Raw genomic sequence first — 23,613 nt, forward strand, 5'->3', positions numbered from 1 at the left:
ATGATCGCCCTAGACACGGTTCAGCTCCTTTGTTCCCGCGAGCCCCGTCGGCCGTACCAACAGGACGACGATCATCACGAAGTAGGGGACGACCTCTCCGATCCCGCGCCCCAGGAACAGCAGGTCATCCTGGTATCCCGCCGCCAGTGACTCGGAGACGCCGATCAGCAGCCCGGCGACGAGCGCTCCGCCGGGCGAGTCCAGCCCACCCAGGACGGCGACGGGGAAGGCGGCGAACGCCACCCACCGAATGCCCGGTTCGAGCCCCGGGGTCGGGCTGCCGGTGAGGAAGATTCCGGCGACGGCGGCCAGCGCTCCGCCGAGCAGCCAGGAGGCCAGCGCCACCCGCCCCAGCCTGATGCCCATGAGCTGGGCTGCCTCCGGATCCTCGGCGGCGGCCCGCATGGCGACTCCCCAGGAGGTGAGCCGGAACGCGGTGAACAGGCCCGCGATCACCACGGCGGCCACGGCGAACGCGATCAGCCGGTTCGCGGAGATGCTCACCCCGGCGGCCTCGACGACATCCGCACCCCAGGGATGACCGAGGCCGAGAATGTCGGAGCCGATCCGGCGGGTGAGGTCGGTCGCGATCAGGATGTCGACGCCGAGGAGCATGATGGTGAGGCTGATCGTCGGCGCGTTGCGCAGCCGGCGGACGAGGATCCGTTCGATCAGGGCGGACATTCCGGCCGCGGCGGTTACACCGAGGGCCACGGCGGCGGCGAAGCCCAGGGTCTCGTGCGTCCGGGCGATGACATACGCCCCGAGGAGCACAACCGCGCCGTGCGCGAAGTTCAGCACCTCGCTGCACCGGAAGATGATGACGAAACCGAGGGCGAGAAGGGCGTAGACCGCGCCTACCGCGAGACCGTTGGACAGCAGCGAGAAAAAGGTCGTCAAGGCTGATCCCTGTGGGGAAGGTCGGTGGCCGTGGGCGCGGCTTTGGAGGTCCCGTCCGGCGAACCCAGGTAGGCGCGGATGACCTCGGGGTCGCGCTGGATCTCGGCGGGGGTCCCGCTAGCGATGACCGTGCCGAAGTCGAGCACCGTCACCCGGTCGGCGATCGCCATGACCATGGCCATGTCGTGCTCGACGAGCAGGATCGTGATCCCCAGTCCCGCCCTGATCGAGCGCAGCTGCTCGGCCATCAGGGCGGACTCGGTGGCGTTCATTCCCGCCACCGGCTCGTCCAGGAGGAGGACGCGCGGCTCGGTGGCCAGGGCGCGGCCGACCTCGACCCGTTTGCGATCGCCGTAGGAAAGACCACTGACCTCGGCGTCGAAAAGGTCGCCGAGCTCCAGGAAATCTGCGATCTCCCTGACGCGGGCGCCGTGGAGCCGCTGTTCCCGGACAGCGGAGGGGAGCCGTAGGCCGGTCCGGACGAATCCGGCGCTCATCAGGTGGTGGCGGCCCAGCATAATGCTTCGCTCAACGGTCGCATACGGCGGGAGAACGATGTTCTGAAATGCCCGGCCGAGGCCGAGGCGAGTGATCTGGTGGGGTCGCAGCGAGGTGAGCTCGTCATCGCCGAGCCAGACCTCTCCCGCGGTGGTCCGGTACAGGCCTGAAATGACGTTGAACAGCGTCGACTTACCAGCCCCGTTCGGTCCGATGATCGCATGGATATGGCCGGGCTCGACGGACAGTGATACGTCCGAGAGCGCTTTGAGGGCACCGAAGGTGACGGACACGCCCTGGACGCGCAGCCATGGCGGCGCGTCGTCGGTCGTGACCGTGGGCGTCCCTGCTGCCGTGGCGTTGGCACCGGTCATGACCGCCACCTCGTGAGAGTCCTGGCCTCGGATGGCCGAGCCCCGTGGCCGGCGCCGGTGGGTGTGGATTCGGCCACGGGGGTCGCCGGTGCCCCGTGGCCGAGGTAGAGCTGCCGTACCTGTTCGGAGGCGGCAAGCTCGGCGGCGCTGCCGGCGAGGCTGACCTGGCCGACGTCGAGGACCACCGCGGTGTCCGCGAGCGCGAGGGCCATGGTGGCGTTCTGCTCGACCAGGACGACGCAGACGCCGTGGCGGTGGATCTCCGCCACGATCTCGCCCACCCGCTGGATCATCAGCGGCGCGAGCCCCAGCGACGGCTCGTCGAGGAGCAGCAGGCGCGGATCCGACATCAGCGCCCGACCGATCGCGAGCATCTGCTGCTCGCCGCCGGACAGCAGCGCGGCCCGCTGCCGCGAACGGGTGACCAGGATCGGGAAGAGCTCTTCGACCCGGCCTCGGGCGCGGGCCGCGGCAGCGCGGCTGCGGGCCCCGGCGGCACCGGCGCGCAGGTTGTCGTCGACGGTCAGGTGGCCGAACACCCGGCGGCCTTCGGGCACCTGAACCACCCCGGCCCGCACGATGGACGCCGCGTCCCGTCGGTGGATGGCTGTGCCGTCGACGGTGATGGTGCCGGTGTCCCGCTGGCCGCCGTGGCGATCGAGAGTTCCCGAGACCGCGCGTAACAGCGTGCTTTTTCCCGCGCCGTTGCTTCCCAACACCGTGAGAACGCCGCGTTCGGGGACCCGCAGCGAGACATCCCGCAGTGCCTGGACGGCGCCGCCATAGGTTACTGAAAGGCCGGCGACTTCCAACACGTGAAACCTCTTCTGAGTATTGACAGGTGGTTTCTTGAAAATAGAGGAACCGGAGGCTGGCGAGGTTTTCGGCATGCCTCGTACGGCGGCGAACTCAGGGTGCGGGATATGGTCTGCCGGATTCGTCGTTCCGGCCGGGAGGCGGAACGGTCGTCATCCCGCTGTCCAGTGGAGGTGATGGCTGAGCCTTTTCGTCGTCGACTCGGGCCGGCGGAATCCCTGGCCGTGCATCGTGATATGGAAAAGGCTCGCCGGACGTCCTCGGTCCGTACAAAATTACGCGGTCATGGCAGGTGAACTGCGTCAGGTGGAGGCTCTGGACGGGATCTGGTTCTGCTCGGCCCATTCCCGCAGCGGGCCCTTCAGCAGCTTTCCGCTGGGGTTCCGGGGAATCTGGTCGAGCCGGCGCAGCTGGGTCGGGAGCTTGTAGCGGGCGAGGTGGAGCGCGGCGAAGTCCCGAATCTCCTCGATCGTCGGCTCGGCGCCCGGACGGCAGCTCAGGATCGCGACCACGGTCTCTCCCCAGCGGGCGTCGGGCACGCCGACGACGGCCACGTCGAGGACGTCGGGGTGCTCGATGAGGACCCGTTCCACCTCGGCCGGGTACACGTTCTCACCACCGGTGATGATCATGTCCTTCAGGCGGTCGACGACGTAGTAGAAACCGTCCTGGTCGCGGTAGGCGATGTCCCCGGTGTGGAACCAGCCGCCGTGGTCGAACGCCGCGGCGGTGGCCGTCGGGTTCCGCCAGTAGCCGGGGGTCACGTTCGGGCCCTGGACACAGAGCTCGCCGCGGACGTCCGCCTCCTCGACGGGAATGCCGGTGCCCGGCCTCACCAGGCAGACCCTGGTGAAGGGCATCGCAACCCCGGCCGAGCCGAGCTTGTCCCGGGTCAGGCCGGCCGGCAGGTAGGTGGCGAACGGAGCGGTCTCGGTCAGGCCCCAGGCCTGCTGTAACAGAACGCCCCGGTCGGCGTACTCGCGGATCAGGCCGGGCGGTACCGGGGCACCGGCGACGATCGCGGATCTCAGGGCGGTGAGGTCCGCGGCGGCGAACCCGGGCAGCCTGGCGACCGCGCCGAACATGGCGGGTACCGCGAACAGGACCGTCACCTGGAAGCCGACGAGATCGTCCAGGAACTGCTGTGGATCGAAGGAACGGCGGATGATGACGAGGCCGCCACGCAGCAGGGTCCGCAGCGTGAGCGCGTTCAGCCCGCCGATGTGGAACAGCGGCGCGACGGCCAGCGTCACGTCGTCGTGGCGGGTGTCGACCACGTTGTCGACGTTGACGGCGTTCCACCAGATGTTGCCGTGGGTGAGGATGACGCCCTTGGGCAGGCCGGTGGTTCCCGAGGTGTACAGCAGGGCCGCGATGTCGTCGTCGTGGCGGGCCACCGGCTCCGCGACGTCGTCGGGGCCGGTGAGCAGCACCGACAGTGGGATCCACCCCGCGACGGGCTGGTCGGGCGCGGGGCAGGCCGGGTCGGTGTCGACGAGAACGTAGTGCCTGATCGACAGTGCGGCGCGCACGGACTCCACCACCTCGCGGTGGCCTTCCTCGACGATCAGGACCTCGGCGTCGCAGTTGGTCAGGACCTGGCGGATCTCGGCCGCGGCCAGCCGGAAGTTCAGCGGCGCGAAGACGGCGCCGAGGTGCGCGGCGGCGAGCATGGTCTCCAGCAGGACCGGGCTGTTGAAACCGAGATAGGCCACCCGGCCGCCCTGCGGCACACCGTGGCGGGCGAGCCCGGCGGCGAGCTGACGAACCGTCCGGGCGAGATCGCCCGCGCTCGTCGTGCGGCCTTCGTAGTGGAGGGCGGCGGCGCCCGGGGCGTATCGCGCTCGACGGTAGAGCGCAGCCGCCGGGCTGATGTCGACGGAGTTCATGGCAGGGCTCCTTGAACGGCGGTCGGGCAATGCGAGAGAACGGAAGGGTGAATGGTGAGCGAGCCTTCTCGGCCGTGCAAGGTGCGACGGCGAAGGCTCGGTGTTCTCGACACGATGTCCGGGCCCGCCGCCTCCCCCCTGTCTCCGACGTCCAGTCGTCCCCGTGGCTGACGACTGCCGTGCCCCCGCCGCAGTGCAGCGTGCGGACATAAGACGCTGGCTGCGGGGTGTGCTTCCAGCGGCTGTGCCGCGATGCGGAACATTTCCGCGGACCCTTCCGCGGGCCCTCCCGGCCAGGCTTCTCAGGGCTTCGGCGGGAGACCGCCGGGCCGAGCAGTGAGCCCCTCGTCCCGCTGGCCCGAAGGGAGCGCGGTGGCGACGGCGAAGCCGGCGATCCACTCCGGGATCGGCCGGTAGAAGCGGGATGTCATGGAGTACGCGCCGGTGGCGGCCAGGGACGCGAAGGCGGCGATCCAGGCGCGGGTCTCATGCCCGGACCCGCCGCCCTCGGCGCCCATCCATTCGACGGTCCAGGCGTCGACGTCCTCAAGCCGGCCGCCGGCGAAGGTGTCGAGGACCAGCTCGTCCCAGGCCGGGTTGATCGCAATCATGCTGGTCGATCCGCCGGCGTAGGCGCGGCCGGCCTGCACGACCCGCTCCTCGCCGCGGGCGCGCTGCTCGGGGGTGGGTGGATGGCCCTCGATCAGGGCGTCGGCGACCCGCGGTGGCGCGCCGGCGAGGATGGGCACCGGCGGGTCGTGGGAGAGGCCACCGGAGCCGATGAACAGGACCCGGCGGTCAAGGTCGGCCGCCGCCAGGCCGATGGCGGTCCCCAGGGCGCGGATCCGGCTGACCGGCCCGAACGGTGCTGCGACGCCGTTGACGAAGATCGGGACGACGGGCACCTGGTCGATGCCGCCGAAGAGCACCTGCAGCGGCTGGACGAACCCGTGGTCCACGGTCATCCGCGCGGAGACCGTCAGGTCGACGCCCCGGGCGAGCGCTCCGTCCGCGAGTGCTCGCGCGGCCTCGCCGTCGACGGAGAGGGGCCCCGCCGCGGAGCCGAAGTCCCCGACGGCGCCCGCCTCGGTGGCCAGGCAGAACGGCGGCATCTCGCGGTAGAAGAAGCCGTTGTAGTGGTCCGGCGCGTAGAGGACCACCAGGTCGGGCGCGAAGGCCCCGATGAAGGCGCGGGCGCCCGTCACCGCCTCGTCGACGGCGGCGAGGACGTCGGGCGCCGGGTCGTTCTTCCCGATCAGCGGGGAGTGGGATATCCCCACGAGCGCGGCAGGCATCAGGGCATCAGGTTCCCTTCACTCGTGCGTGTTCGTTCGTGGCTGCAGGTGCGGCGCGGGTGGGTGAATGACGATCTTTCCGGTGAGCTCGCCGTCGAGCATGAGCTGGAAGCCCTTGTCGATCTCGTCAAGGGGCAGGACCCGGTCGATGACCGGCCGCACGCCGGTGGCGTCCATCATCCGCAGCATGGCGACGAGTTCCGGACGGGTGCAGCCGGTGGAGCCCAGAATGCGTTGTTGCAGGTAGAACACCCGGGCCAGGTCGGCCGGTGGGTTCGTGCCGCTGGTGGCGCCGGCGACGACGAGCGTCCCGCCGGGGCGCAGCGACCGGAGTGAGTGCGACCAGGTGGCCTCGCCGACCGTCTCGATGACGACGTCGACCTTCTCCGGCAGCTTCGCGCCGGTGGGGAACGTCCCGCGGGCTCCCCAGGACAGCGCCTTGTCTCGTTTGTCCTCGCTGCGGCTGGTCGCGTAGACGACCGCTCCGGCCGCGGCGGCGAGGCTGATCGCGGCGGACGCCACCCCACCGCCGGCGCCCTGGACCAGCACCCGGTCGCCGGCGGTGATCCTGGCCTGGGTGAACAGCATCCGGTACGCGGTGGTCCAGGCGACCGGCAGGCACGCCGCCTGCTCGAAGGTCAGCCACCCGGGTTTCGGGACGAGGTTGCGGGTAGGCACCGTCAGGTACTGCGCGAACGCGCCGTCGTGGCGCTCGGAGAGCAGCGCCCGGTCCGGATCGAGGGTCTCGTCGCCGCCGCCGGCATCCGGATCGGCGATCACCGGGTAGACGATGACCTCGTTCCCGTCCTCGTCGATGCCGGCCGCGTCGCAGCCCAGGATGATCGGTAGCCGTTCGGCGGGATGGCCCACCCCGCGCAGGGTCCAGACGTCGTGCATGTTGAGGGACGAGGCGACCACCCGGACGACCGACCAGCCAGGTCGGGCCGCGGGCCTGGGAACATCACCGACCTTCAGCCCCGACAGCGGGTCGGTGGCGCTTTGCGCGACGGCGCGTGCTGCGAGCATGCCGTCACGATGCATCGGCCGAAGTCAGGCCGGATACCACCCGTGCCGTCCTGCGGCACGGGTGCTGGCCGAAGCGGGCGTCGGCTCGTTTCCTGGTTGCTGTGACCGCACCCGCAGGGCCTCCGGGGGCGCGGTCCGGCCTCGTCCAGCCTCGTGGATCACGCCGATGCCCCGCCCCCGGGCGGCGGGGCTGGACGAGGAGGAGGCCTGCGAACACGGTGGCGGCCCCACCGGACACGGGAGAGGAGCTCCTATGACGTCGAGCCCTGAGCTGGCCGGCCGCTCGGGTCGGCCCACCCCGACTCCGTTCGGCCCCCTGAGCCGCCCGCCCGAACTGGCCTCGACCATCGACACGTCCGGGCTGGTGGACGCCGACGGCGGCCTCGTCGACCGGGCCATCTTCACGGATCACCAGATCTACCAGCAGGAGCTGCGCCGGGTCTTCGCACCCAGCTGGCTGTTTCTCGCGCACACGGACCAGTTCCGCAGGCCCGGTGATTTCTTCGGCACCTACATGGGCGAGGACCCGGTCATCGTCACGATGGACAGGAACCGGAAGATCCGGGCCTACCTCAACTCCTGCCGGCATCGGGGCGCCCGGGTGTGCCGCGCCGACGCCGGCACCACCCGGAACTTCACCTGCACCTATCACGGATGGTCGTTCGATCTCGACGGCCGCCTGGTCAGCGTCCCGAACAAGGCCGGGTACCCGGAGAGTTTCGACACCGCCGACTGGGGCCTGGTCGAGGTCCCGCTCATCGACAGCCACCGCGGCCTGATCTTCGGCACCTGGAATCCGCGGGCGCCGTCGCTGAGCGAGGCGCTGGGCACGATGGCCTGGTACATGGACGCGATGCTCGACCACGACGGCTCGGGCACCGAGGTCGTCGGCGGCGTCCACAAATGGGTTCTGGACGGCAACTGGAAACTGGCGGCCGAGCAGTTCGCGACCGACTGGTACCACGTGAACATGAGCCACGCGTCGGCGTTGATGCTTCTGTCGCCGGAGGGAAAAGGCCCCCGGGACGAGATCGTCCATCGCAGCGGCCGCCAGTACGCCGACCCGAACGGTCACGGCGCGGGATTCCCGGTCCATCCGAGGAACCGTTTCGACGCCCAGCCGGTGCACCAGTGGTTCGACTACGACGCGGCCCGGGCCCGCCTCGGGGACGCGCGGGTCGAGGGCCCGCTGACCAACGGCCATGCCACGGTCTTCCCCAACTTCTCGTACCTGCCGGTCAACGGCAGTGTCCGGGTCTGGCATCCGAAGGGCCCCGACCGGATGGAGGTGTGGGCCTGGACGCTGGTGGACCGTTCGATGCCCGACGACGTCAAGGAAGCCCAGCGCCTCTACAACCTGCGCACCTTCGGGCCCAGCGGCGTCTTCGAGCAGGACGACGGCGAGAACTGGAGCGAGGTGCAGGCCATCTCGCGCGGGTTCGTCACCAACAGCGTCCCGCTCAACTACCAGATGGGCCTGGGCTCGGAACGCGAGGACGGGCGATATCCCGGCCTGAGCAGTGAGCTCTACAGCGATTCCGCCGGCCGCGCGTTCTACCGCCGCTGGCAGCGACTGATGAACACCCCGGCCTGGTACGAGGGGGACATATGAGCACGACGGGCATCCGGGTCGCGGCCCTCGACGACATTCCCGAGGGCGAGGGCATCGCGATCGACCGTGCCGTCACCGGCACCGACGACGACATCGCGTTGCTGCGTGACGACGACGGCACCGTGTGGGCGCTCAACGACACCTGCACCCATGAGACGGCCTCCCTCGCCGAGGGCTGGGTGGAGAAGGGGTACGTCGAGTGCCCGCTGCACGCCAGCCGGTTCTGCCTGCGTGACGGGAAGGTGGAAGGGCTGCCCGCGACCCGCGATGCCGTCGCCCACCGCACGGAGGTCCGCGACGGAGAGGTGTACCTTTTCCCGAACGAGCCCCCGAACGAGCCCCCGAACGGGGCGCCGGCGTCGTGAGCGGTGTGGCGCACAAGGTCGTGGTCGTCGGTGGCGGCATCGCCGGCGTCAGCACGGTGGCCGCCCTGCGTGCCGGCGGCTACGACGGTTCGCTGACCCTCGTCGACGCGGGCGGGCTTCCCTACGACCGGCCGCCACTGAGCAAGGACTACCTGGCCGGCAAGCGAGGCCTCGAACAGATCGCCCTGCAGCGGCCCGAATGGTACGACACGCAGTCGATCCGGCTGATCACCCGAGCCCGGGTCGCGGCGCTGCGGCCCGCGTCGGGGCGGGTCGAGCTCGCCGACGGCACCGAACTGCCCGCGGACCGGGTCGTCCTGGCCACCGGCGGCTCGGCTGCGCGCCCGCCGATCCCCGGTGCCCTGCCGATCTCTGGTGCCCTGCCGATCTCTGGCGCGCGCGGCAGCGCCGTCCATGTGCTGCGCACCGTCGACGACGCGGATCGGCTCCGGGACGCCCTGCCCTCGGCACGGCGGGTCCTGGTGGTCGGCGCCGGTCTGATCGGCGCGGAGGTCGCCTCCACGCTGGCCGGGCTGGGATGCGAGGTCGTGCTGGCCGACCCGGTGACGAGACCGCTTTCCGCCGTGGTCGGACCAGACCTCGCGGCCTGGCTGCACGACCAGCACCGGGCCCGCGGCATCCACACCGTCGCCGCCGGCCTCGCCACGCTCACGCATACGTCCAGCGGTGTCGAGGCCGCGCTGGTCGGCGAGGGGCGGGCGCGGGTGGTCGACCTCGTCGTGCTCGGGGTCGGCATGGTCTCGGACACCGGGCTTGCCGAGGCCGCCGGCCTCGACGTCGACCGAGGGGTGCTGGTGGATACCGGCCAGCGCACGTCCAACCCCGCGGTGCTGGCCGTCGGTGACGCGACCCGCGCTCGCGCGGACGGTACCCGGGCCGAGCACTGGGATGCGGCCCGGTCTGACGGGGAGTGCGCGGCGGCGACACTGCTCGGCCGGCCCGCGCCGGCCCGGCCGACCCCCTGGTTCTGGAGCGACCGCCACGGCCGGCATGTCGAGGTGGTCGGCCGGATGGCGGACGCGGACCACACCGTCGTGCGCGGGTGCTTCGGCGACGAGCCGTTCGCGGTGTTCGGCCTGCGCGGGAACCTGGTGGTCGGTGCCGCGTCCGTCGACGACGGCCACGCCACGCGCACCGCGCGCCGGCTGGTGGCTGGCGCCATCCCCGTCGACGCCGCCCAGCTGGCCGACCCGTCGACGAATCTTCGCCGGCTGCTGCGCGGCGGCTGAATCGCGGGCAGCCGTGCCGCTGGGCGGCACGACACCTGGCCGGCCCCGCTCCTGAAAGGATCGAATGAGGCGTGAGCACCACGTCCGACCGTGTCGCGACACCGGATGCGGCCGTCGCTGACCGCCGAGCCGACCTCGGTACCCATTTCGAGGTCGAACAGCTCTACTACCGCGAAGCCGAACTGCTCGACGAACACCGGTTCGTGGAATGGCTGGACCTGCTCGCGGACGACCTCGTGTACTGGATGCCGACCCGGACGGACCGGCTGCGCAGGCAGCAGGCGCTCTCCGTCGCCGCCCGTGGCGAGGCCGCCTACTACGACGAGACGAAGGCCAGCCTGCAGTGGCGGATCCGCCGGTTCGAATCCGGCTCGGCCTGGTCCGAGGACCCGCCGTCACGGACCCGGCATCTGATCACGAACGTTCGGGTACGTCACGCCGTCGTGGGCGGCGACCTGGCCCAGCCGGATCTGGCCGAGCCGGGCTTGGCCGAGCCGGGCCTGGGACCCGCGGAGGCGGTGTTGGTCGCCCGCTCGAACTTTCTTGTCTACCGCAACCGGCTCCAGCGCGAGGAGAACGTGTTCGCCGGTGAGCGCACCGATCTGCTGCGACGGACCGAGGACGGGCTGGTCATCGTGCGCCGCGCGGTCCTGCTCGATCAGAACGTGCTGCTCGCGAAGAACATCAGCACATTCTTCTGATTTCCGCGCGCATGCGGATCTCCGCTTCCTCGATCTCTGATCCCACCGCCGACCTGTTGAAGGAACCATCGTGACAACCGCCAGTGAAGTCGCGCTGAGGACGCATCGGGTGCCCACCGCACTCGGCGAGATCGCCGTTGCCGAGGCAGGCGACGGCCCGGTGCTGGTCATGCTGCACGGCGGCGGGCCCGGTGCCTCCGGCGTGAGCAACTACCATCAGAACCTCCCCGCACTGACGGACCATTTCCGGGTGGTGCTGCCCGACCAGCCTGGGTTCGGCGGCAGCTATCGGCCCACCGAGAGTGATCTCGCTGCCCGGTCCATCACCGCCATCACGGCGGTCGCGCTGCTCCAGGCACTCGACGCGCTGGGTGTCGACCGGTTCCACCTGCTCGGCAACAGCCTTGGCGGAGCCGCTGCCCTCGCGCTCGCGCAGCAGCACCCCGACCGGGTCGAGAAGCTGGTGCTGATGGCACCCGGCGGCGGCTGGCTCCCGTTCGGGCCCACGCCCACCGAGGGCCAGAAGGAGATGTTCCGCTACTACCAGGGCGGCGGCCCCAGCGAAAAGAAGATGGCCGCGTTCATCCGGACAATGGTCTTCGACCACCGTCAATTCGGCGAGGATGTCGTCCGGGCACGTTACGAGGCTTCGCTGGACGAAAGCCACATCGCCTTCTACCACTTTTACAACGCGGCGTTCGCCAGGCGCGGCGGCATGGATCCGCTGTGGCGTGACCTGCACCGGATCACCGCGCCGACGCTGCTGCTGTGGGGGCGCGACGACCGGACGATCACCCTGGAGGGGGCCCAGATCATGCTGAAGCAGATCCGGGACGTCCAGCTGCATGTGTTCGGCCGCTGCGGTCACTGGGTGCAGCTGGAGCGGGCGCGGGAGTTCGAGCGCCTGGTCACCGATTTCCTGCGGGCCGCCACATGAGTGGATGGCTTTCGGGGGACGTCGCCCTGATCACCGGCGGTGCCTCCGGGATCGGCGCGGCCGTTGCCGAGCGTTTCGTCGCCGAGGGCGCCGCTGTCGTGATCTTCGATCGCGATGCCTCCCGGCTCGACGTCGTCCGCGGGAAGTCGGCCGACCCGGATCGCGTCCACACCGTGACCGGCGACGTCCGGTCCAGCGCCGACCTGCACCGCGCGGTCGCCGAGACCGTCGACCGGTTCGGCCGGCTCGACATCCTCGTCGCCAACGCGGGAGTCTGGGACTACCAGCGCCAGCTCACCCGCCTGTCGGCCGGCGAGCTCGACGCCGCTTTCGACGAGATCTTCGCGATCAACGTCAAGGGCTACCTGCTCGCCGCCGAAGCCGCCTGGCGGGAGCTTGTCAAAGCGCGCGGCTGCATCGTCATGACGCTGTCCAACGCCTCGTTCTACGTCAACGGCGGCGGCCCGCTCTACACGGCGAGCAAACACGCCTGCCTTGGCCTGATGCGCGAGCTGGCCTATGAACTCGCGCCGAAGGTGCGGGTCAACGGGGTGGCGTGCGGGGCCATGCGCACCGACCTGCGCGGCCCCGAAACGCTCGCGCTCGCGGACCGCTCGCTCGCGGCCTCCTTCGACCGCAGGCCCGCCGACGCGCCCGCACCACCCATCCCGCTCCACAGCGCCAGCGTCGAGCCGGCGGACCTGACCGGTCCGTATGTGCTGCTGGCGGCTCGCGCGCAGAGCAGCGCCATCACCGGTCAGGCGATCCAGGCGGACGGCGGCATCGGCGTCCGCGGATTCACCTCCGGCGCGGGCGGCGACCGGCTCTGAGAGCCGGCTGGCTCTGAGAGTGGGCTGGCGCTGCTGGAGGGCTCGATCAACCGGAAGCCCAGGGGGGCATTGCCGGGTGGCGGGTGCCATGCCGGGCGGAACACAGGGAGAAAAATGAAGAAATCGGGACAACGCCTGTTAGCGCTGCTCGCCGCGGTCGGTACCGCGGCGGCGATGGCGGTGCAGGGAGCGGTGCTGGCCAGCCCGGCATCGGCCGCCACCGGGACGGCGTGCGGCAACGTCACGCAGCCCACCGTCTCCGGCGCGACGATTCAGTCGATGTCGACAGCGGACAAGGGAGCCGACCTCCTGCTGAATGTGCCGGCGCACTGTGAGGTCACGCTCTACCTGACCCACCCCGGCGACGGCGACAAGGTCCAGGTCGCGGTCTGGCTGCCGACCAACGGGTGGAACGGGCGGTTCCAGGGGACCGGCGGCGGTGGTTACGCGGCGAGCTTGCAGCTCGGTGACCTCAGCCTGGGCCCGAATGTCTCCACCCTTCCCTCGGCTGTGCAGGAGGGGTATGCCGCCGCGGCGACGGATGCCGGTATCGGCTTCAACCCGCTGAGCCCCACGGCGTGGGCGCTCAAGGCCGACGGCACCGTCAACACCGGACTGCTCACCAACTTCGCCCACCGGTCGATCCACGACATGACGGTCGCCGCGAAGCAGATTGTCGCGAGCTTCTACGGCCAGCAGGCGTCCTATTCGTACTGGAACGGCTGCTCGACCGGGGGCCGTCAGGGAATGATGGAAGCCCAGCGGTACCCGGACGACTACGACGGCATCATGGCCTCGGCCTCGGCGATCAACTGGGACACGTTCGTCCCGTCCGAGCTGTGGCCGCAGGTCGTGATGAACGACCTGAAGACCTACCCGAGTGCCTGCAAGTTCAAGGTCTTCACCGATGCGGCGATCGCTGCCTGCAACGGGGGGGACACGGTGGCCGGCGGCCTCATCAGCCAGCCGGAGACCTGCGCATTCGACCCGAAGAGTCTGATCGGCAAAGTAATCTTCTGTGATCTCACGTTCCAGACGATCACCGCCAAGGACGCCGAGGTCGTGCGACGCATCTGGGCAGGGCCGACGTCGGCGGACGGCCAGCAGGTCTGGTACGGGCTTCCGAAGGGTGCCGCGATTGACATGGTCGCCGGAACCACCTCGGACCTGCTCGGGCGGCGGAGCGGTTCACCGAACTCGCTGATCGCGGACTGGGTCAAGTACTTCCTTCTGAAGCAGCCGTCGGCTGACATCGCGGCTGTCACACCCACCCAGCTGGTGTCGCTCATCGGGCAGTCCCAGGCCGAGTACAAGGAGATCATCGGGACCGGTGACCCGGATCTGACCGCGTTCAGGAACCGGGGCGGCAAGATTCTCAGCTGGCACGGTCTCGCGGATCAGCTGATCTTCCCGCAGGGAACCGTCGACTACTACAAGCGGGTGCAGAACACCATGGGCGGGGCGGCCAGCACCAACGACTTCTACCGCCTTTTCCTCGCTCCGGGCGTCGGGCACTGCGGCATCGGCGGGAACGGGCCCGTTCCGACCAACGTTCTTGCCTCGCTCGTGAACTGGGTCGAGAACGGCCAGGCTCCGGCCACGCTGACCTCCTCGACCACCAGCCTCACGGAGGGCACGATCACCCGCAACATCTGCCTCTACCCCCAGGTCGCTCGCTACAACGGCCAGGGCGACCGAAAGGTGGCGAGCAGCTACCACTGCGCTGCCTGACCAGCGCCGCGGCCGGTTCCGTGGTCGGCACAACGTCGTGCCGACCACGGAACCGGCCCGTGCGGCCCGACGTTCTTCGGCGCGCCTACCGGGACCGGCGGAAACCAGGCGTCACAGCGCGTGGTTTCCGTCACCGCCAGTCCGAAGGTGCAAACGGTGACGCCGCAATACAGTGAAGGCGTGGAGTCGGGTCATGCTGTTGTCGCGCGCAACATCCGCCTCCTCAGGCAGCAGCGGGGGCTCTCGCTGGCCGAGCTCGCCCGCCAGTCCGGGCTGGCCAAGCAGACGCTGTCGAAGCTGGAGCAGAGCAACGGCAACCCGACCGTCGACACCCTGTTCTCGATCGCTACCGCGCTCGGCGTCCCGGTTACCCGGCTGGTTGCCGAACGCGAGCAGATCGTCGCCGTGCAGCGGGCGAACGACGTCGTCTGGCAGCGGCACGACAGCCACGAGGTCCGCCTGTTGGACCACGTCTACGGGTCCGGGGTCATCGAGAACTACCTGATGCGCATCCACCCGGTGCCGGAAGGCCAAGGCGGCGAGCCCGAGCTCCATCCGGCGGGCACACTCGAACACCTCTACGTCATTGTTGGAAGTGTCCGCGTCGGTCCGGTGGACAGCCCCATCGAGCTGCGCGAGGGAGATTTCGCGCGATACGCCGGTGACCGGCCGCACAGGTATCAGTCGCTGTCCGGTGAGAGCCTGGTACACATCGTGGTAAGTGTTCCCCGCGTCCAGCCCGGCACGGGCGCCATGGGAACCCAGCGCCAGCACGGGGGCGGCGTTCGGAGCCGGATGGGGGAGTCCTGGGCCCCGGCTGAGGAACACGGGCAGGCCGAGGAATCCTGAAAAGCATTGTTCCCGGCCGCCGGTCGGGTGAGCGGTGAAGAATGTATTTGTAAGGAGCTGGACCTAGGTCCTAGGGCCGACTCCGGTTTCAGCGCCTCTGCGCACCGTCGCCGCCGCGATGGTACGAGATGCCTCATATCCCACCCGGCGTAATATCGGCGCATATCTCGCGGGATCGAACCGCTGATGCGGGCCGGCAACCGACAGCGCCGCGAGCGGCTGCCGCGCCAGGCCCATGACCGGCACGGCGACGCAGGAGAGCCCGAGCGCCGCCTCCTGGCGGTCGTAGGCGATCCCGTCCTCGCGGATGCGCCCCAGCTCGGCGCGGAGCAGCCCGCTGTCGGAGATGGAATATTCGGTACGGGCCGGCAGCGTGGCTGTCCTGGAGATGATTTCGGCGGTGGCGGGAGTGAAGGCGAGCATCGCCTTGCCGACGCCGGTGCAGTGGGCAGGCAGCCGAGTGCCGATCCTGGATGGTGAGCGGGCTGCCCGATGGCCATGGATCTTGTTGATGTACGCGACCTCGTCGCCGTGCAACACGGCGAGATGCACCGTCTCGTGGGTGTGCTCGTAGAGATCGACGAGATAGGGGAGCAGCTTGTCGTGGACCAGTGACGTGGTCGGTCCGTAGACGCAGGATCCTAGGTCGGACACGTGCGGGCTCAGCCGGTAGTCGCTGCCGACACGCTCGACGAACTCGTTGCGCTGCAGGATCGCCAGCAGGCGAAAAGCCGTCGACTTGGTCATCTGGGTGCGTCGGGCCAGTTCGCTCACACCGATCTCGCGGCCCTCACCTGCGAGGGAACGGACGAGAAGTAACGCCTTGTCCACTGCTGTCTGCTGGCTGGCCACGGCGGACTCGATGACGTCACCGTTCTCCATGGGGTCCTCCGGCGCATCCGCGGACAACTGTAGTAGACGCTCATCCACTTTAGATGACCCCCGTCGGCGCTGTAAACCGGACCGATGGGTCCTGGAGGCATGAGTCGACGGGTTCCCCTACTGGTCGCCCGGTACATTCGGGGCGACTGGTGCTGAGGGGGCTGGGTGCCGTTCACTGCGAGCCATCCCGCGGCGGTCCTGCCGCTGCGCGGGCTCGGTCTGCCGATGAGTGCGATGGTCGTGGGCTCGATGGTTCCCGATGTGCCGGTCTTCGGCCGCTGGGCGGACCTGTACCGGCTTACCCACAGCCTGCTCGGGATCGTCACCGTCGTCCCGGCGCTGACCATCGCGGTGCTGCTGGTGTGGAGTCACCTCGTGCGTGACGCCCTGGTCGACCTGGCGCCGGATGCCGTCCGGCTGCGGCTCGCTCCCCGAGCGCGGCTGAGCCGGCGCCAGTGGATGCTGGCTCCCGCGGCCGCGATGGTCGGCGGGCTGACGCATGTGGGCTGGGACCTGTTCACCCACCGCGACCGGTGGGGTTTTCATCAGTTCGCCTGGTTGCGTGCCGAGCACGGGGGCCTGCCCGGGTATGGCTGGCTGCAGTACGCCAGCAGCGTGGCAGGGCTGGCCATCGTCGCGCTGGCGGCCGTCGCCCACCTGCGGGCCCTGCCGCGGGGGCCACGCCGGCCGCGGCGGCATCCGTCCCAGGCCGTCATCCTGCCCATGGGCGTGCTGGTGGCGGTGGTGCCGTGCGTCGCAGCCGCCGCGGCGGCGACCCAGGACCCCCGTGGACTGCGCGCCGTCGCCTTCGAGGCCGCCGTCGCCGGCGTGCTGGCCCTGATCGGCACACTCCTGATCATCGTGGCCGGCTGGTGGGCCGTACGCCCGCGCTGAGCCCCGTGTCGACGAGCAGCTTCTCCGCTGCTGGTGCTGCTGGTGCTGCGGGGAGGGCCGGTCCTGTGGACGACGCGGCGAACTCGTCGTGGCCGAACCGGCGGCTTGCGGCCGCGATCTGCTCGGCCGAGCCACCGGAGAGATCTTCGAGAGCGCACAGGACCAGGACACCGCTCGGATCGAGGTAAGGCGGCTCGGACCGATCCTGGCAGCGCCGGAGCCACGCGGAACCGGGCGAGTCTGACGGGCAGGGCGGGTCGGAAAGCAGGACCTCGAGGTGCCCGGCGCGGACGCGGACGCCGTCGATCTGGTCGCGGGTCAGCACGTGCTCCACGCCGTCACGCCGGTAGCGCAGCATCGTCCCGCTGATGAGGAGCAGGTCGGGCCGGCAGAAGAGGTAGCCGAAGATGACAGCCCAGGACCCGAAGAAGCACGACCACACGGCCGCCGGCGCACCGATCCAGGCCGGGAGATCTCCAAGGAGGGCAACACTCCACGGTGCGGCGGCCGCGGCCAGGGCCACGACCGCGAGTACGCCCCCCAGTACCCGCCGCAGCCCCGATTCGCGCAGCTCGACGGGTTCTGTGCCGATGGCGAGGCCATCCTGAAGATCATCACCGCTGAGCGGCCGAGGATCGGCTTCATGCTTTGGCCGTTCGTCCACGTGCTCCGGCTGCCCACCCGCATGCTCCGACCGCTCGTGGTGTGGTGCGGCCAGCGCGCCGCGAAGGGCCGCCAGCGCCGCGCTGCCTGTCAGGCGGCCCGCTGGATCCTTGACGAGGAATCCCTCGATCACGGCCGCCAGCGACCCGGGCGTCCGGATGAACTGGGGACGGTCGTGGAGGACGGCCTGGATCGTCGCGGCCTGGGTCGTCCGGGAGAAGGCCGATGTTCCCTCGGCCGCGTGGTACATCGTGGCGCCGAGCGAGAACAGGTCGCCCGCCGTGGACTGGCGGATGCCCGCGAACTGTTCCGGGGCGATGTACGCCAGGGTGCCGATCGGACCGTCAGTGATCGTCGGATCCGACCAGTGGGCGGCGACGCCGAAATCGACAAGCACGATGCGGCCGTCGTGGCCGATCAGAATGTTCGCGGGCTTGACGTCCCGATGGCTGATCCCGCGCTGGTGCGCCGCGACGAGTGCGTCCAGCACGGCGACGCCGATCCGGATGACCTCGTCGGCCGAAAGCGGGCCACGGGTGCGGATCGCCTCGGCCAACGACACCGATGGCACGTACTCCATGATGATCCAGGGGAGATTGTTCTCCTCGACCACGTCGAGCACGGTGACGACATGGGGATGGTCGCGAAGCTTCGCCACCATTCGCGCCTCACGCATGACCCGGGTGACCAGCAACGAGGTGTGGCCCGCCGATGCCGCCACGGGAATCCGTAGCTGCTTGGCCGCCACGGTGACGTTGAGGACCTCGTCGACGGCCCGCCAGACCGTTCCATAGCCGCCGGCACCGATCTGCTCGATCAGCTGGTATCGCCCGACGATCCTGGTGCCTACAGCGTGATCGGCTTCCGCTGCCACCGAATCCCCTTTTGCGCTTTGGCCCTGGAAAGCACAACCCTAGTGTCGATCGAGGGTCAGTGCGCCCGGCTTTGCGTGAAACGGGGTGTGGTTCTCCCTGCTCCGGCCATCTCGGTCGGAACCGGGATCAGCCGGAGATCAACGGTGTTAGGGTCGCACGGTCAGATGTGCCATGGTCCGTCGGCCCGAGAAACGAGACCGGTATGGGTGTCGATGCCCCGCAGGCCAGCCCGAACCAGGCCGCATCGAAGGAGACTGCCTCGGGCCCGGCTGCGCCACCTGCTTCGATTCGGGTGTCACGCCAGGTCAGATCCCGGATTCGCGGTGGTGCGCGGCTGCTGCGGGCCACCGTCGACACCGGTTTTCGGGCCGGCCTCACCGTCCTGGCCGTGGCCCTCGTCGCGGTGGCGGCGGGGTTCTGGACGGCACGGGACGGCGCGACCACGCAGGCGCGGGACGTCGCTGCCACGCAGTCCGGGCCCGAGGTGGGGGCATCGGCGTCGACCGGGCTGAGCTCCGGGCCCGCAGGCGATCCGGGGGCGTCCAGCGGACCGGCATCGGTCGAGGTGCCCACGGCTCCGACCGGCCTGCGAGCCCAACCCGGCAACGCGACGGCGGATCTGTGCTGGGTGGCCTCGCCGGATGTTGACAACTACACGCTTTTCCACCGTGATGTGACGGCCGGGCAGGGCTGGATGCGGATGCCTTTTCCGATCGAGAAGCCCTGCTATCCCGCGAAGGAGCTGGTCAACGGTCATACCTATGAATTTCGGTTGACCGGCAGCAACCGTGCCGGCGAGTCGGATCCGTCCAACACGGTCACGGTCGAGCCGATGGCTCCGGCCCCGTCCACGGCGCCGGATCGGTCGACGAGCGGGCCTGAGCGCACGACGCTGTCGGCCCCGCCGGCCCCGTCGGGCCTGCGAGCCGAACCCGGCGATGCGACCGTGCAGCTGCGCTGGGCGGCGACGTCAGGTGTTGACAACTACACGCTTTTCCACCGTGATGTGACGGCCGGGCAGGACTGGATTCGAATGCCTTTCCCGATCCCAAAGCCCTCTTACACTGCGGATCAACTGGTCAACGGCCACACCTATGAATTTCGGTTGACTGGAAGTAATCGTGCCGGCGAGTCGGGATTTTCGCCGACGGTCACCGCCACGCCGAGGAAACCGGTGCCAGCGGCGCCGTCAGGGGTGGCGGCCACGCCGCGGAACGCTGAGGCGAATCTGTGCTGGATGGCGTCGCCCGGTGCTGACGCGTATACGCTTTACTACCGTGATGTGACGGCCGGGCAGGTCCGACAGCGGATGCCGTTTGCGGTCAACGGAACCTGCTACCTGGCGAAGCAGCTGGTCAACGGGCACACGTACGAGTTCTGGTTGACCGCGAGCAACAGCTCTGGCGAGTCGGGGCTCTCCACTCCGGTCACCGTCACCCCTCGCAGTTGAGCTGAGAAGCTCAGGGGTTGTGGAGGCCGGGGGCTTCACCGGTACGGATTCACCCGACCAGGATCACCTTGACGCCGACCGCGTCATAGGTGCCGCGGGCACGTGCGTCCCTGGTCGCAAGGGCCAGGCCGTGCTCTTTGGCGGTGAGTGCCACCAGACCGTCATACACGGCGCCCCCGACGATGCCGAGTCGGCTCAAGGTCGTGTGGATCTGCTGGGCGGGTGGCCCGCTCAGCACCAGCGGTGCCGTGAATCTCGCGTCAAGCAGGCGTGCGGCGTCCGGCCCGGACAGGCGGGCGTCACCCGGGAGTCTGGTGAGCACCGAGTAGGTCTCGGCCAGGGCGTGCCCACTCAGCGTGAGCTGTTGTCCGCCCCACCACCGCGCCACGTCCGTGTGGTGCTGATGGGAGCGGACAAGCAGTGGGACGGCGACACTGGTGTCGACGGCGATGGTCACCTGCGGGTGGCGTCGATGAGGCCGAACAGGACGTCGTCGTCGACAGGCGTGTCGCCGGCGGACACGAGCACCCCGTTCTCCTCGACGAGGCGGGCGGTTCTGCCGGCTGGCACGACCTGCACGCCGGCCCCGTAAGGCGAGATGTCCACCTTCGTGCCGGGGAGCAGGCCCAGTGCGTCGCGGATGGACTTGGGCAGCACGATGCGGCCCGCCTGATCCACAACAGCTTCCATGGGAACACGATACCAATCTGATCCCACTATGCTGCCCGTGTGATCAACTTGGTGTGGCGAAATGCTGGGGCGCGACCCGGCACGCCGCGCCGACGACCGCGCTTGAGCTGCGGGACGTGAAGGTGCGCGAACCAGCTCCGGGCGAGGTTCGCATCAGAACGGAGGCGTTCTGCCTCGACTTCAACGACATCGACTCGATATACGGGCGCTCGTGTTCAGAGCCCCGTTGTCGGCCGGACGATCGAGCTCCCCGAGCTCCCCGAGGTCCCCGAGTGGCTGGACGCGATGGAGAACCGGCGCACCACAGGTCGCACCGTAGTAGCACTGTAGAGAACGGGCATCGCCATGCGTCCGGCGAACCACCAGCGGGAGGGAACATCGATGAAGGTTGACGCGATCACCCAGTGCGATCTGGCTGATGCCGCCAGGACCGCGCTGCGCGCGGAGGAATGCGGATTCGACCGGATGATCTCCGCCGAGGTGGCGCACGACCCGTTCCTGCCCATGACGCTGGCGGCCGCGGCGACCACGAGGATCTCGCTGGGAACCGGTATCGCGGTGGCATTCGCACGGAGCCCGATGACCGTCGCGGTCACGGCGGCGGACCTGCACCGCCAGTCCCACGGCCGGTTCGTGCTCGGGCTCGGCAGCCAGATCCGGCCGCACATCGTCCGGCGGTTCTCGATGCCCTGGTCCAGCCCGGCGGCGCGGATGAGGGAGTACGTGCAGGCTCTTCGGGCGATCTGGGCCTCCTGGCAGACCGGCGGCCCACTGCGGTTCGAAGGCGAGTTCTACCAGCACACGCTGATGACCCCGATGTTCAACCATGGCCCCAGCGAGCACGGCGACCCGGAGATCTATCTCGCCGGCGTGGGACCGGCGATGACGGCGGTCGCCGGCGAGGTCGCCGACGGCTACCTCGCGCACGGGTTCACCACGCCGGCCTATCTGCGTGACGTCACGCTCGCCAACCTCCAGCGTGGGCTTGACCGGGCCGGGCGCTCCCGTGGCGGGATGGAGGTCAGCGTCCCGATCTTCACGGCGCTCGGGCATGATGACGCCGAGGTCGCGGCCAGCTCCCGGGGCGCCCGCGCCACCATCGCCTTCTACGCCTCGACGCCTGCCTACCGGCCCGTGCTGGACCATCACGGCTGGGGCGAACTCGGCGAGGAGCTCACCCGGCTGTCCAAGCTCGGCGCGTGGGACAAGATGGGCGACGCCATCGACGACGAGGTCCTGGCCGCGTTCGCCATCGTCGGCGCGCCCGAGGATCTTCCGGGTGAGGTGGCCCGCCGCTACGGCGGGCTGGTCGACCGGGTGCAGATCGGTCTGTCCGGCACCGTGCGTGACGACGAGCTCGGGGCGCTGGTGGACGCACTGCGCGGCTGACCTGCGCAACGGCCGGATACCAGTCCGTATGCCAGCTCGGATACCAGTTAGGGTCCCGGTGCTCCGCGGGCGTCGGGAAGGGTGCCCGGTGCCTCGCGGCCGGTGGCGTCTGCGGTGGCGGATGGCGAGCCACCCCGCCGGCCAGGTGGCTGGGTGCCGTCCCGGCCGGCCGGGTGGTGTGCGCGGAGCCTGCGCGCGGGGCGCGCCGCGTCAGACCGAGGTGATCTGCTTGGCGGCGGTGTAGCGGGCGGCGACGTCGGCCCAGTTGACGATGTCCCACAGGGCGGTCACGTAGTCGGCCTTGACGTTCTTGTACTGCAGGTACCAGGCGTGCTCCCAGGCGTCGAAGGCGAGCAGCGTGGTGTTGCCGATGCCGACGTTGCTCTGGTGGTCGTAGACCTGCTCGACGAGGAGACGTCCGGAGAGCTGGTCGTAGGCGAGGATGCCCCAGCCGGAGCCCTGGACGGTGGTGGTGACGGCGGTGAGCTGGGCCTTGAAGCTGTCGAAGGAGCCGAAGGACTCGGTGATCGCGTCGCCGAGGGCGCCGTCGGGCTTGTCGCCGCCGTCGGGGGAGAGGTTCTGCCAGTAGATCGAGTGCAGGATGTGGCCGGAGACGTTGAATGCGAGGGTCTTCTCCAGGCCGACGATGGCGCCGAAGTCGCCGGAGTCGCGGGCTTCGGCGAGCTTGTCGAGGGTGGTGTTCGCGCCGGCGACGTAGGTCGCGTGGTGCTTGTCGTGGTGCAGCTCGATGATCTGGCCGCTGATCGCCGGCTCCAGCGCGGCGTAGTCGTACTGCAGATCGGGCAGGGTGTAGACGCTCACCTGGTCGTCCTTCACTGGTTGGTGGTGGGTGTGTGGTTGGCGGCCCGCTGTGCGCGGACCGCGCCGAGGTGCGGTTCGTGGGCGAGCAGACGCCTCGCCGTCTCAGCCGTTTTCAGCTGCTCTCAGCCGTTCTCAGCTGCTCTCGGCCGGGCCGGCTGGCCGGGCGGGACCGGCGGCGCCGGAGACGTACGTGCGCTGGATCGCGCGCAGGACGTCGCGGGTGGCCACGTCCGATCCGGAGCGGTCGGCGAGGTCGTTCAGGGCGATGCCGCACAGCGTCGCCAGCCCGAGCACGAGCTCGGCCATGGCCGCTGCCGGGTTGGTGCGCTGCGCGCCGTCGGCCATCACCCGCTGGACGCTCTCCCAGAAGAAGGCGGGGTCGTCGGCTGAGTCGGTGTACGCGGTCATGATCTCGATCGCCACCGGCAGGCACGCGGCCATCGGGTCGGTAGGGACGCTTCCCACGGATCCTGCTCCCCTCGGTCGACCTGCAACCGAACAGTAGTTGCCTATGATTCGCAGCTGCAAACTAGAGGACTCAGTCGGGGGGTGTTGAGTTGGTCGCGCCCCGTGGAAACCGCCACTCAGGGCATATGATCGCAAACTCTCGGTTACCATCATGGCTCGCCGCGTGACCGGGATGTCTCACCGTGCAGCCGGCAGGATCAGCTCCGGCGAGAGCCGGAACCGGCGAACTCCGAAGCGGGCGGGTGACAGCACGCGTGCGCCCCACCGGCCTCAGCACCCGGCCCGCACGCCGCCTACGCCGGACAGGTCGCCCGTTACCGGGAAATCGACATTGAGAAGGTCCGTCCGGCCGAGGCCTCGCGTCGCAGCACGCCGGATGCCGGTGGAAAGCCCAGCTGTGGTGCTGG

Annotated in this window: 23 protein-coding genes; 11 read left to right on the forward strand and 12 right to left on the reverse strand. The window is 69.7% G+C overall.

Annotated features, from left to right (window positions below):
• Positions 1–9: 9 nt before the first annotated feature.
• From ACG83_RS35965 to ACG83_RS35990, 6 genes are all read right to left on the reverse strand, one after another.
• Positions 10–900, reverse strand: a complete 891-nt coding sequence (locus ACG83_RS35965) for a branched-chain amino acid ABC transporter permease (protein ID WP_054570720.1) — start codon at positions 898–900, stop codon at positions 10–12.
• Positions 897–1,772, reverse strand: a complete 876-nt coding sequence (locus ACG83_RS35970) for an ABC transporter ATP-binding protein (RefSeq protein ID WP_054570978.1) — start codon at positions 1,770–1,772, stop codon at positions 897–899. Before ACG83_RS35970 ends, ACG83_RS35965 begins: the two co-directional genes overlap by 4 nt.
• A complete protein-coding gene (locus tag ACG83_RS35975) occupies positions 1,769–2,587 on the reverse strand; it encodes an ABC transporter ATP-binding protein (RefSeq protein WP_054570721.1) in 819 nt (272 codons plus the stop codon). Before ACG83_RS35975 ends, ACG83_RS35970 begins: the two co-directional genes overlap by 4 nt.
• Positions 2,588–2,890: 303 nt before the next feature.
• Positions 2,891–4,477: a long-chain fatty acid--CoA ligase gene (locus ACG83_RS35980; RefSeq protein WP_054570722.1), complete on the reverse strand. Its 1,587-nt coding sequence runs from the start codon at positions 4,475–4,477 to the stop codon at positions 2,891–2,893.
• 302 nt (positions 4,478–4,779) lie between these two features.
• Positions 4,780–5,772 (reverse strand): 3-carboxyethylcatechol 2,3-dioxygenase, encoded by a 993-nt coding sequence (locus tag ACG83_RS35985; RefSeq protein WP_054570723.1) that lies wholly within the window; start codon positions 5,770–5,772, stop codon positions 4,780–4,782.
• Positions 5,773–5,790: 18 nt separating this feature from the next.
• Positions 5,791–6,798 (reverse strand): quinone oxidoreductase, encoded by a 1,008-nt coding sequence (locus tag ACG83_RS35990; protein WP_054570979.1) that lies wholly within the window; start codon positions 6,796–6,798, stop codon positions 5,791–5,793.
• A gap of 253 nt (positions 6,799–7,051) precedes the next feature.
• On the opposite strand from ACG83_RS35990, the gene ACG83_RS35995 reads away from it, so the two are divergent.
• From ACG83_RS35995 to ACG83_RS36030, 8 genes are all read left to right on the forward strand, one after another.
• Entirely contained in the window at positions 7,052–8,410 is a 1,359-nt protein-coding gene (locus ACG83_RS35995; protein WP_054570724.1) for an aromatic ring-hydroxylating dioxygenase subunit alpha, read from the forward strand.
• Positions 8,407–8,775: a non-heme iron oxygenase ferredoxin subunit gene (locus tag ACG83_RS36000; RefSeq protein WP_054570725.1), complete on the forward strand. Its 369-nt coding sequence runs from the start codon at positions 8,407–8,409 to the stop codon at positions 8,773–8,775. Before ACG83_RS35995 ends, ACG83_RS36000 begins: the two co-directional genes overlap by 4 nt.
• Complete coding sequence (locus ACG83_RS36005; protein ID WP_054570726.1) at positions 8,772–10,025, forward strand: NAD(P)/FAD-dependent oxidoreductase; 1,254 nt, start codon at positions 8,772–8,774, stop codon at positions 10,023–10,025. The genes ACG83_RS36000 and ACG83_RS36005 overlap by 4 nt, the downstream gene beginning before the upstream one ends.
• A gap of 71 nt (positions 10,026–10,096) precedes the next feature.
• The gene (locus ACG83_RS36010) at positions 10,097–10,726 is read left to right on the forward strand and encodes an aromatic-ring-hydroxylating dioxygenase subunit beta (RefSeq protein WP_054570727.1); all 630 of its coding nucleotides are present in this window, start codon (positions 10,097–10,099) and stop codon (positions 10,724–10,726) included.
• A gap of 70 nt (positions 10,727–10,796) precedes the next feature.
• Positions 10,797–11,663: an alpha/beta fold hydrolase gene (locus tag ACG83_RS36015; RefSeq protein WP_054570728.1), complete on the forward strand. Its 867-nt coding sequence runs from the start codon at positions 10,797–10,799 to the stop codon at positions 11,661–11,663.
• Positions 11,660–12,493, forward strand: coding sequence for a 3-(cis-5,6-dihydroxycyclohexa-1,3-dien-1-yl)propanoate dehydrogenase (hcaB, locus tag ACG83_RS36020; RefSeq protein ID WP_054570729.1), 834 nt, complete (start codon positions 11,660–11,662; stop codon positions 12,491–12,493). Before ACG83_RS36015 ends, hcaB begins: the two co-directional genes overlap by 4 nt.
• Positions 12,494–12,607: 114 nt before the next feature.
• Positions 12,608–14,224: a tannase/feruloyl esterase family alpha/beta hydrolase gene (locus ACG83_RS36025; protein ID WP_054570730.1), complete on the forward strand. Its 1,617-nt coding sequence runs from the start codon at positions 12,608–12,610 to the stop codon at positions 14,222–14,224.
• 156 nt (positions 14,225–14,380) lie between these two features.
• Positions 14,381–15,073, forward strand: coding sequence for a helix-turn-helix domain-containing protein (locus tag ACG83_RS36030; protein ID WP_198955480.1), 693 nt, complete (start codon positions 14,381–14,383; stop codon positions 15,071–15,073).
• Between the two features lie 63 nt (positions 15,074–15,136).
• Here ACG83_RS36030 and ACG83_RS36035 read toward each other — a convergent pair whose 3' ends face one another.
• Positions 15,137–15,955 (reverse strand): IclR family transcriptional regulator, encoded by an 819-nt coding sequence (locus ACG83_RS36035; protein WP_054570731.1) that lies wholly within the window; start codon positions 15,953–15,955, stop codon positions 15,137–15,139.
• Positions 15,956–16,120: 165 nt separating this feature from the next.
• Here ACG83_RS36035 and ACG83_RS36040 point away from each other — a divergent pair, with 165 nt between their 5' ends.
• The gene (locus tag ACG83_RS36040; RefSeq protein WP_054570732.1) at positions 16,121–16,849 is read left to right on the forward strand and encodes a DUF4184 family protein; all 729 of its coding nucleotides are present in this window, start codon (positions 16,121–16,123) and stop codon (positions 16,847–16,849) included.
• Here the strand turns inward: ACG83_RS36040 and ACG83_RS36045 are convergent.
• Positions 16,812–18,386: a serine/threonine-protein kinase gene (locus ACG83_RS36045; protein ID WP_063793316.1), complete on the reverse strand. Its 1,575-nt coding sequence runs from the start codon at positions 18,384–18,386 to the stop codon at positions 16,812–16,814. The two genes, ACG83_RS36040 and ACG83_RS36045, sit on opposite strands and share 38 nt — an antisense overlap.
• Before the next feature lie 629 nt (positions 18,387–19,015).
• Here ACG83_RS36045 and ACG83_RS36050 point away from each other — a divergent pair.
• Positions 19,016–19,837: a fibronectin type III domain-containing protein gene (locus ACG83_RS36050; RefSeq protein ID WP_161934833.1), complete on the forward strand. Its 822-nt coding sequence runs from the start codon at positions 19,016–19,018 to the stop codon at positions 19,835–19,837.
• Positions 19,838–19,886: 49 nt separating this feature from the next.
• Here ACG83_RS36050 and ACG83_RS36055 read toward each other — a convergent pair whose 3' ends face one another.
• Both ACG83_RS36055 and ACG83_RS36060 read right to left on the reverse strand, forming a co-directional pair.
• Entirely contained in the window at positions 19,887–20,294 is a 408-nt protein-coding gene (locus tag ACG83_RS36055) for a type II toxin-antitoxin system VapC family toxin (protein WP_006544238.1), read from the reverse strand.
• Complete coding sequence (locus tag ACG83_RS36060) at positions 20,291–20,527, reverse strand: AbrB/MazE/SpoVT family DNA-binding domain-containing protein (protein WP_006544239.1); 237 nt, start codon at positions 20,525–20,527, stop codon at positions 20,291–20,293. The genes ACG83_RS36055 and ACG83_RS36060 overlap by 4 nt, the downstream gene beginning before the upstream one ends.
• 381 nt (positions 20,528–20,908) lie before the next feature.
• Here ACG83_RS36060 and ACG83_RS36065 point away from each other — a divergent pair, with 381 nt between their 5' ends.
• Positions 20,909–21,916, forward strand: a complete 1,008-nt coding sequence (locus ACG83_RS36065) for a TIGR03617 family F420-dependent LLM class oxidoreductase (protein WP_076825932.1) — start codon at positions 20,909–20,911, stop codon at positions 21,914–21,916.
• A 210-nt stretch (positions 21,917–22,126) separates the two neighbouring features.
• Here the strand turns inward: ACG83_RS36065 and ACG83_RS36070 are convergent, their stop codons facing one another.
• Positions 22,127–22,738, reverse strand: a complete 612-nt coding sequence (locus tag ACG83_RS36070; RefSeq protein ID WP_054570735.1) for a superoxide dismutase — start codon at positions 22,736–22,738, stop codon at positions 22,127–22,129.
• A gap of 132 nt (positions 22,739–22,870) precedes the next feature.
• Positions 22,871–23,203 carry a hypothetical protein gene (locus tag ACG83_RS36075; RefSeq protein ID WP_054570736.1) on the reverse strand — a complete coding sequence of 111 codons (333 nt, stop codon included), beginning with the start codon at positions 23,201–23,203 and terminating at the stop codon, positions 22,871–22,873.
• Positions 23,204–23,613: the final 410 nt, after the last annotated feature.

Source organism: Frankia sp. R43, assembly GCF_001306465.1.
GTDB lineage: Bacteria > Actinomycetota > Actinomycetes > Frankiales > Frankiaceae > Parafrankia > Parafrankia irregularis.

Coding starts and splice junctions, on each gene's coding strand:
- ACG83_RS35970 (WP_054570978.1), bottom strand. CDS start 1,772: ATGACCGGTGCCAACGCCACGGCAGCAGGGACGCCCACGGTCACGACC.
- ACG83_RS35980 (WP_054570722.1), bottom strand. CDS start 4,477: ATGAACTCCGTCGACATCAGCCCGGCGGCTGCGCTCTACCGTCGAGCG.
- ACG83_RS35985 (WP_054570723.1), bottom strand. CDS start 5,772: ATGCCTGCCGCGCTCGTGGGGATATCCCACTCCCCGCTGATCGGGAAG.
- ACG83_RS35990 (WP_054570979.1), bottom strand. CDS start 6,798: ATGCTCGCAGCACGCGCCGTCGCGCAAAGCGCCACCGACCCGCTGTCG.
- ACG83_RS35995 (WP_054570724.1), top strand. CDS start 7,052: ATGACGTCGAGCCCTGAGCTGGCCGGCCGCTCGGGTCGGCCCACCCCG.
- ACG83_RS36000 (WP_054570725.1), top strand. CDS start 8,407: ATGAGCACGACGGGCATCCGGGTCGCGGCCCTCGACGACATTCCCGAG.
- hcaB (WP_054570729.1), top strand. CDS start 11,660: ATGAGTGGATGGCTTTCGGGGGACGTCGCCCTGATCACCGGCGGTGCC.
- ACG83_RS36025 (WP_054570730.1), top strand. CDS start 12,608: ATGAAGAAATCGGGACAACGCCTGTTAGCGCTGCTCGCCGCGGTCGGT.
- ACG83_RS36035 (WP_054570731.1), bottom strand. CDS start 15,955: ATGGAGAACGGTGACGTCATCGAGTCCGCCGTGGCCAGCCAGCAGACA.
- ACG83_RS36060 (WP_006544239.1), bottom strand. CDS start 20,527: ATGGAAGCTGTTGTGGATCAGGCGGGCCGCATCGTGCTGCCCAAGTCC.
- ACG83_RS36065 (WP_076825932.1), top strand. CDS start 20,909: ATGAAGGTTGACGCGATCACCCAGTGCGATCTGGCTGATGCCGCCAGG.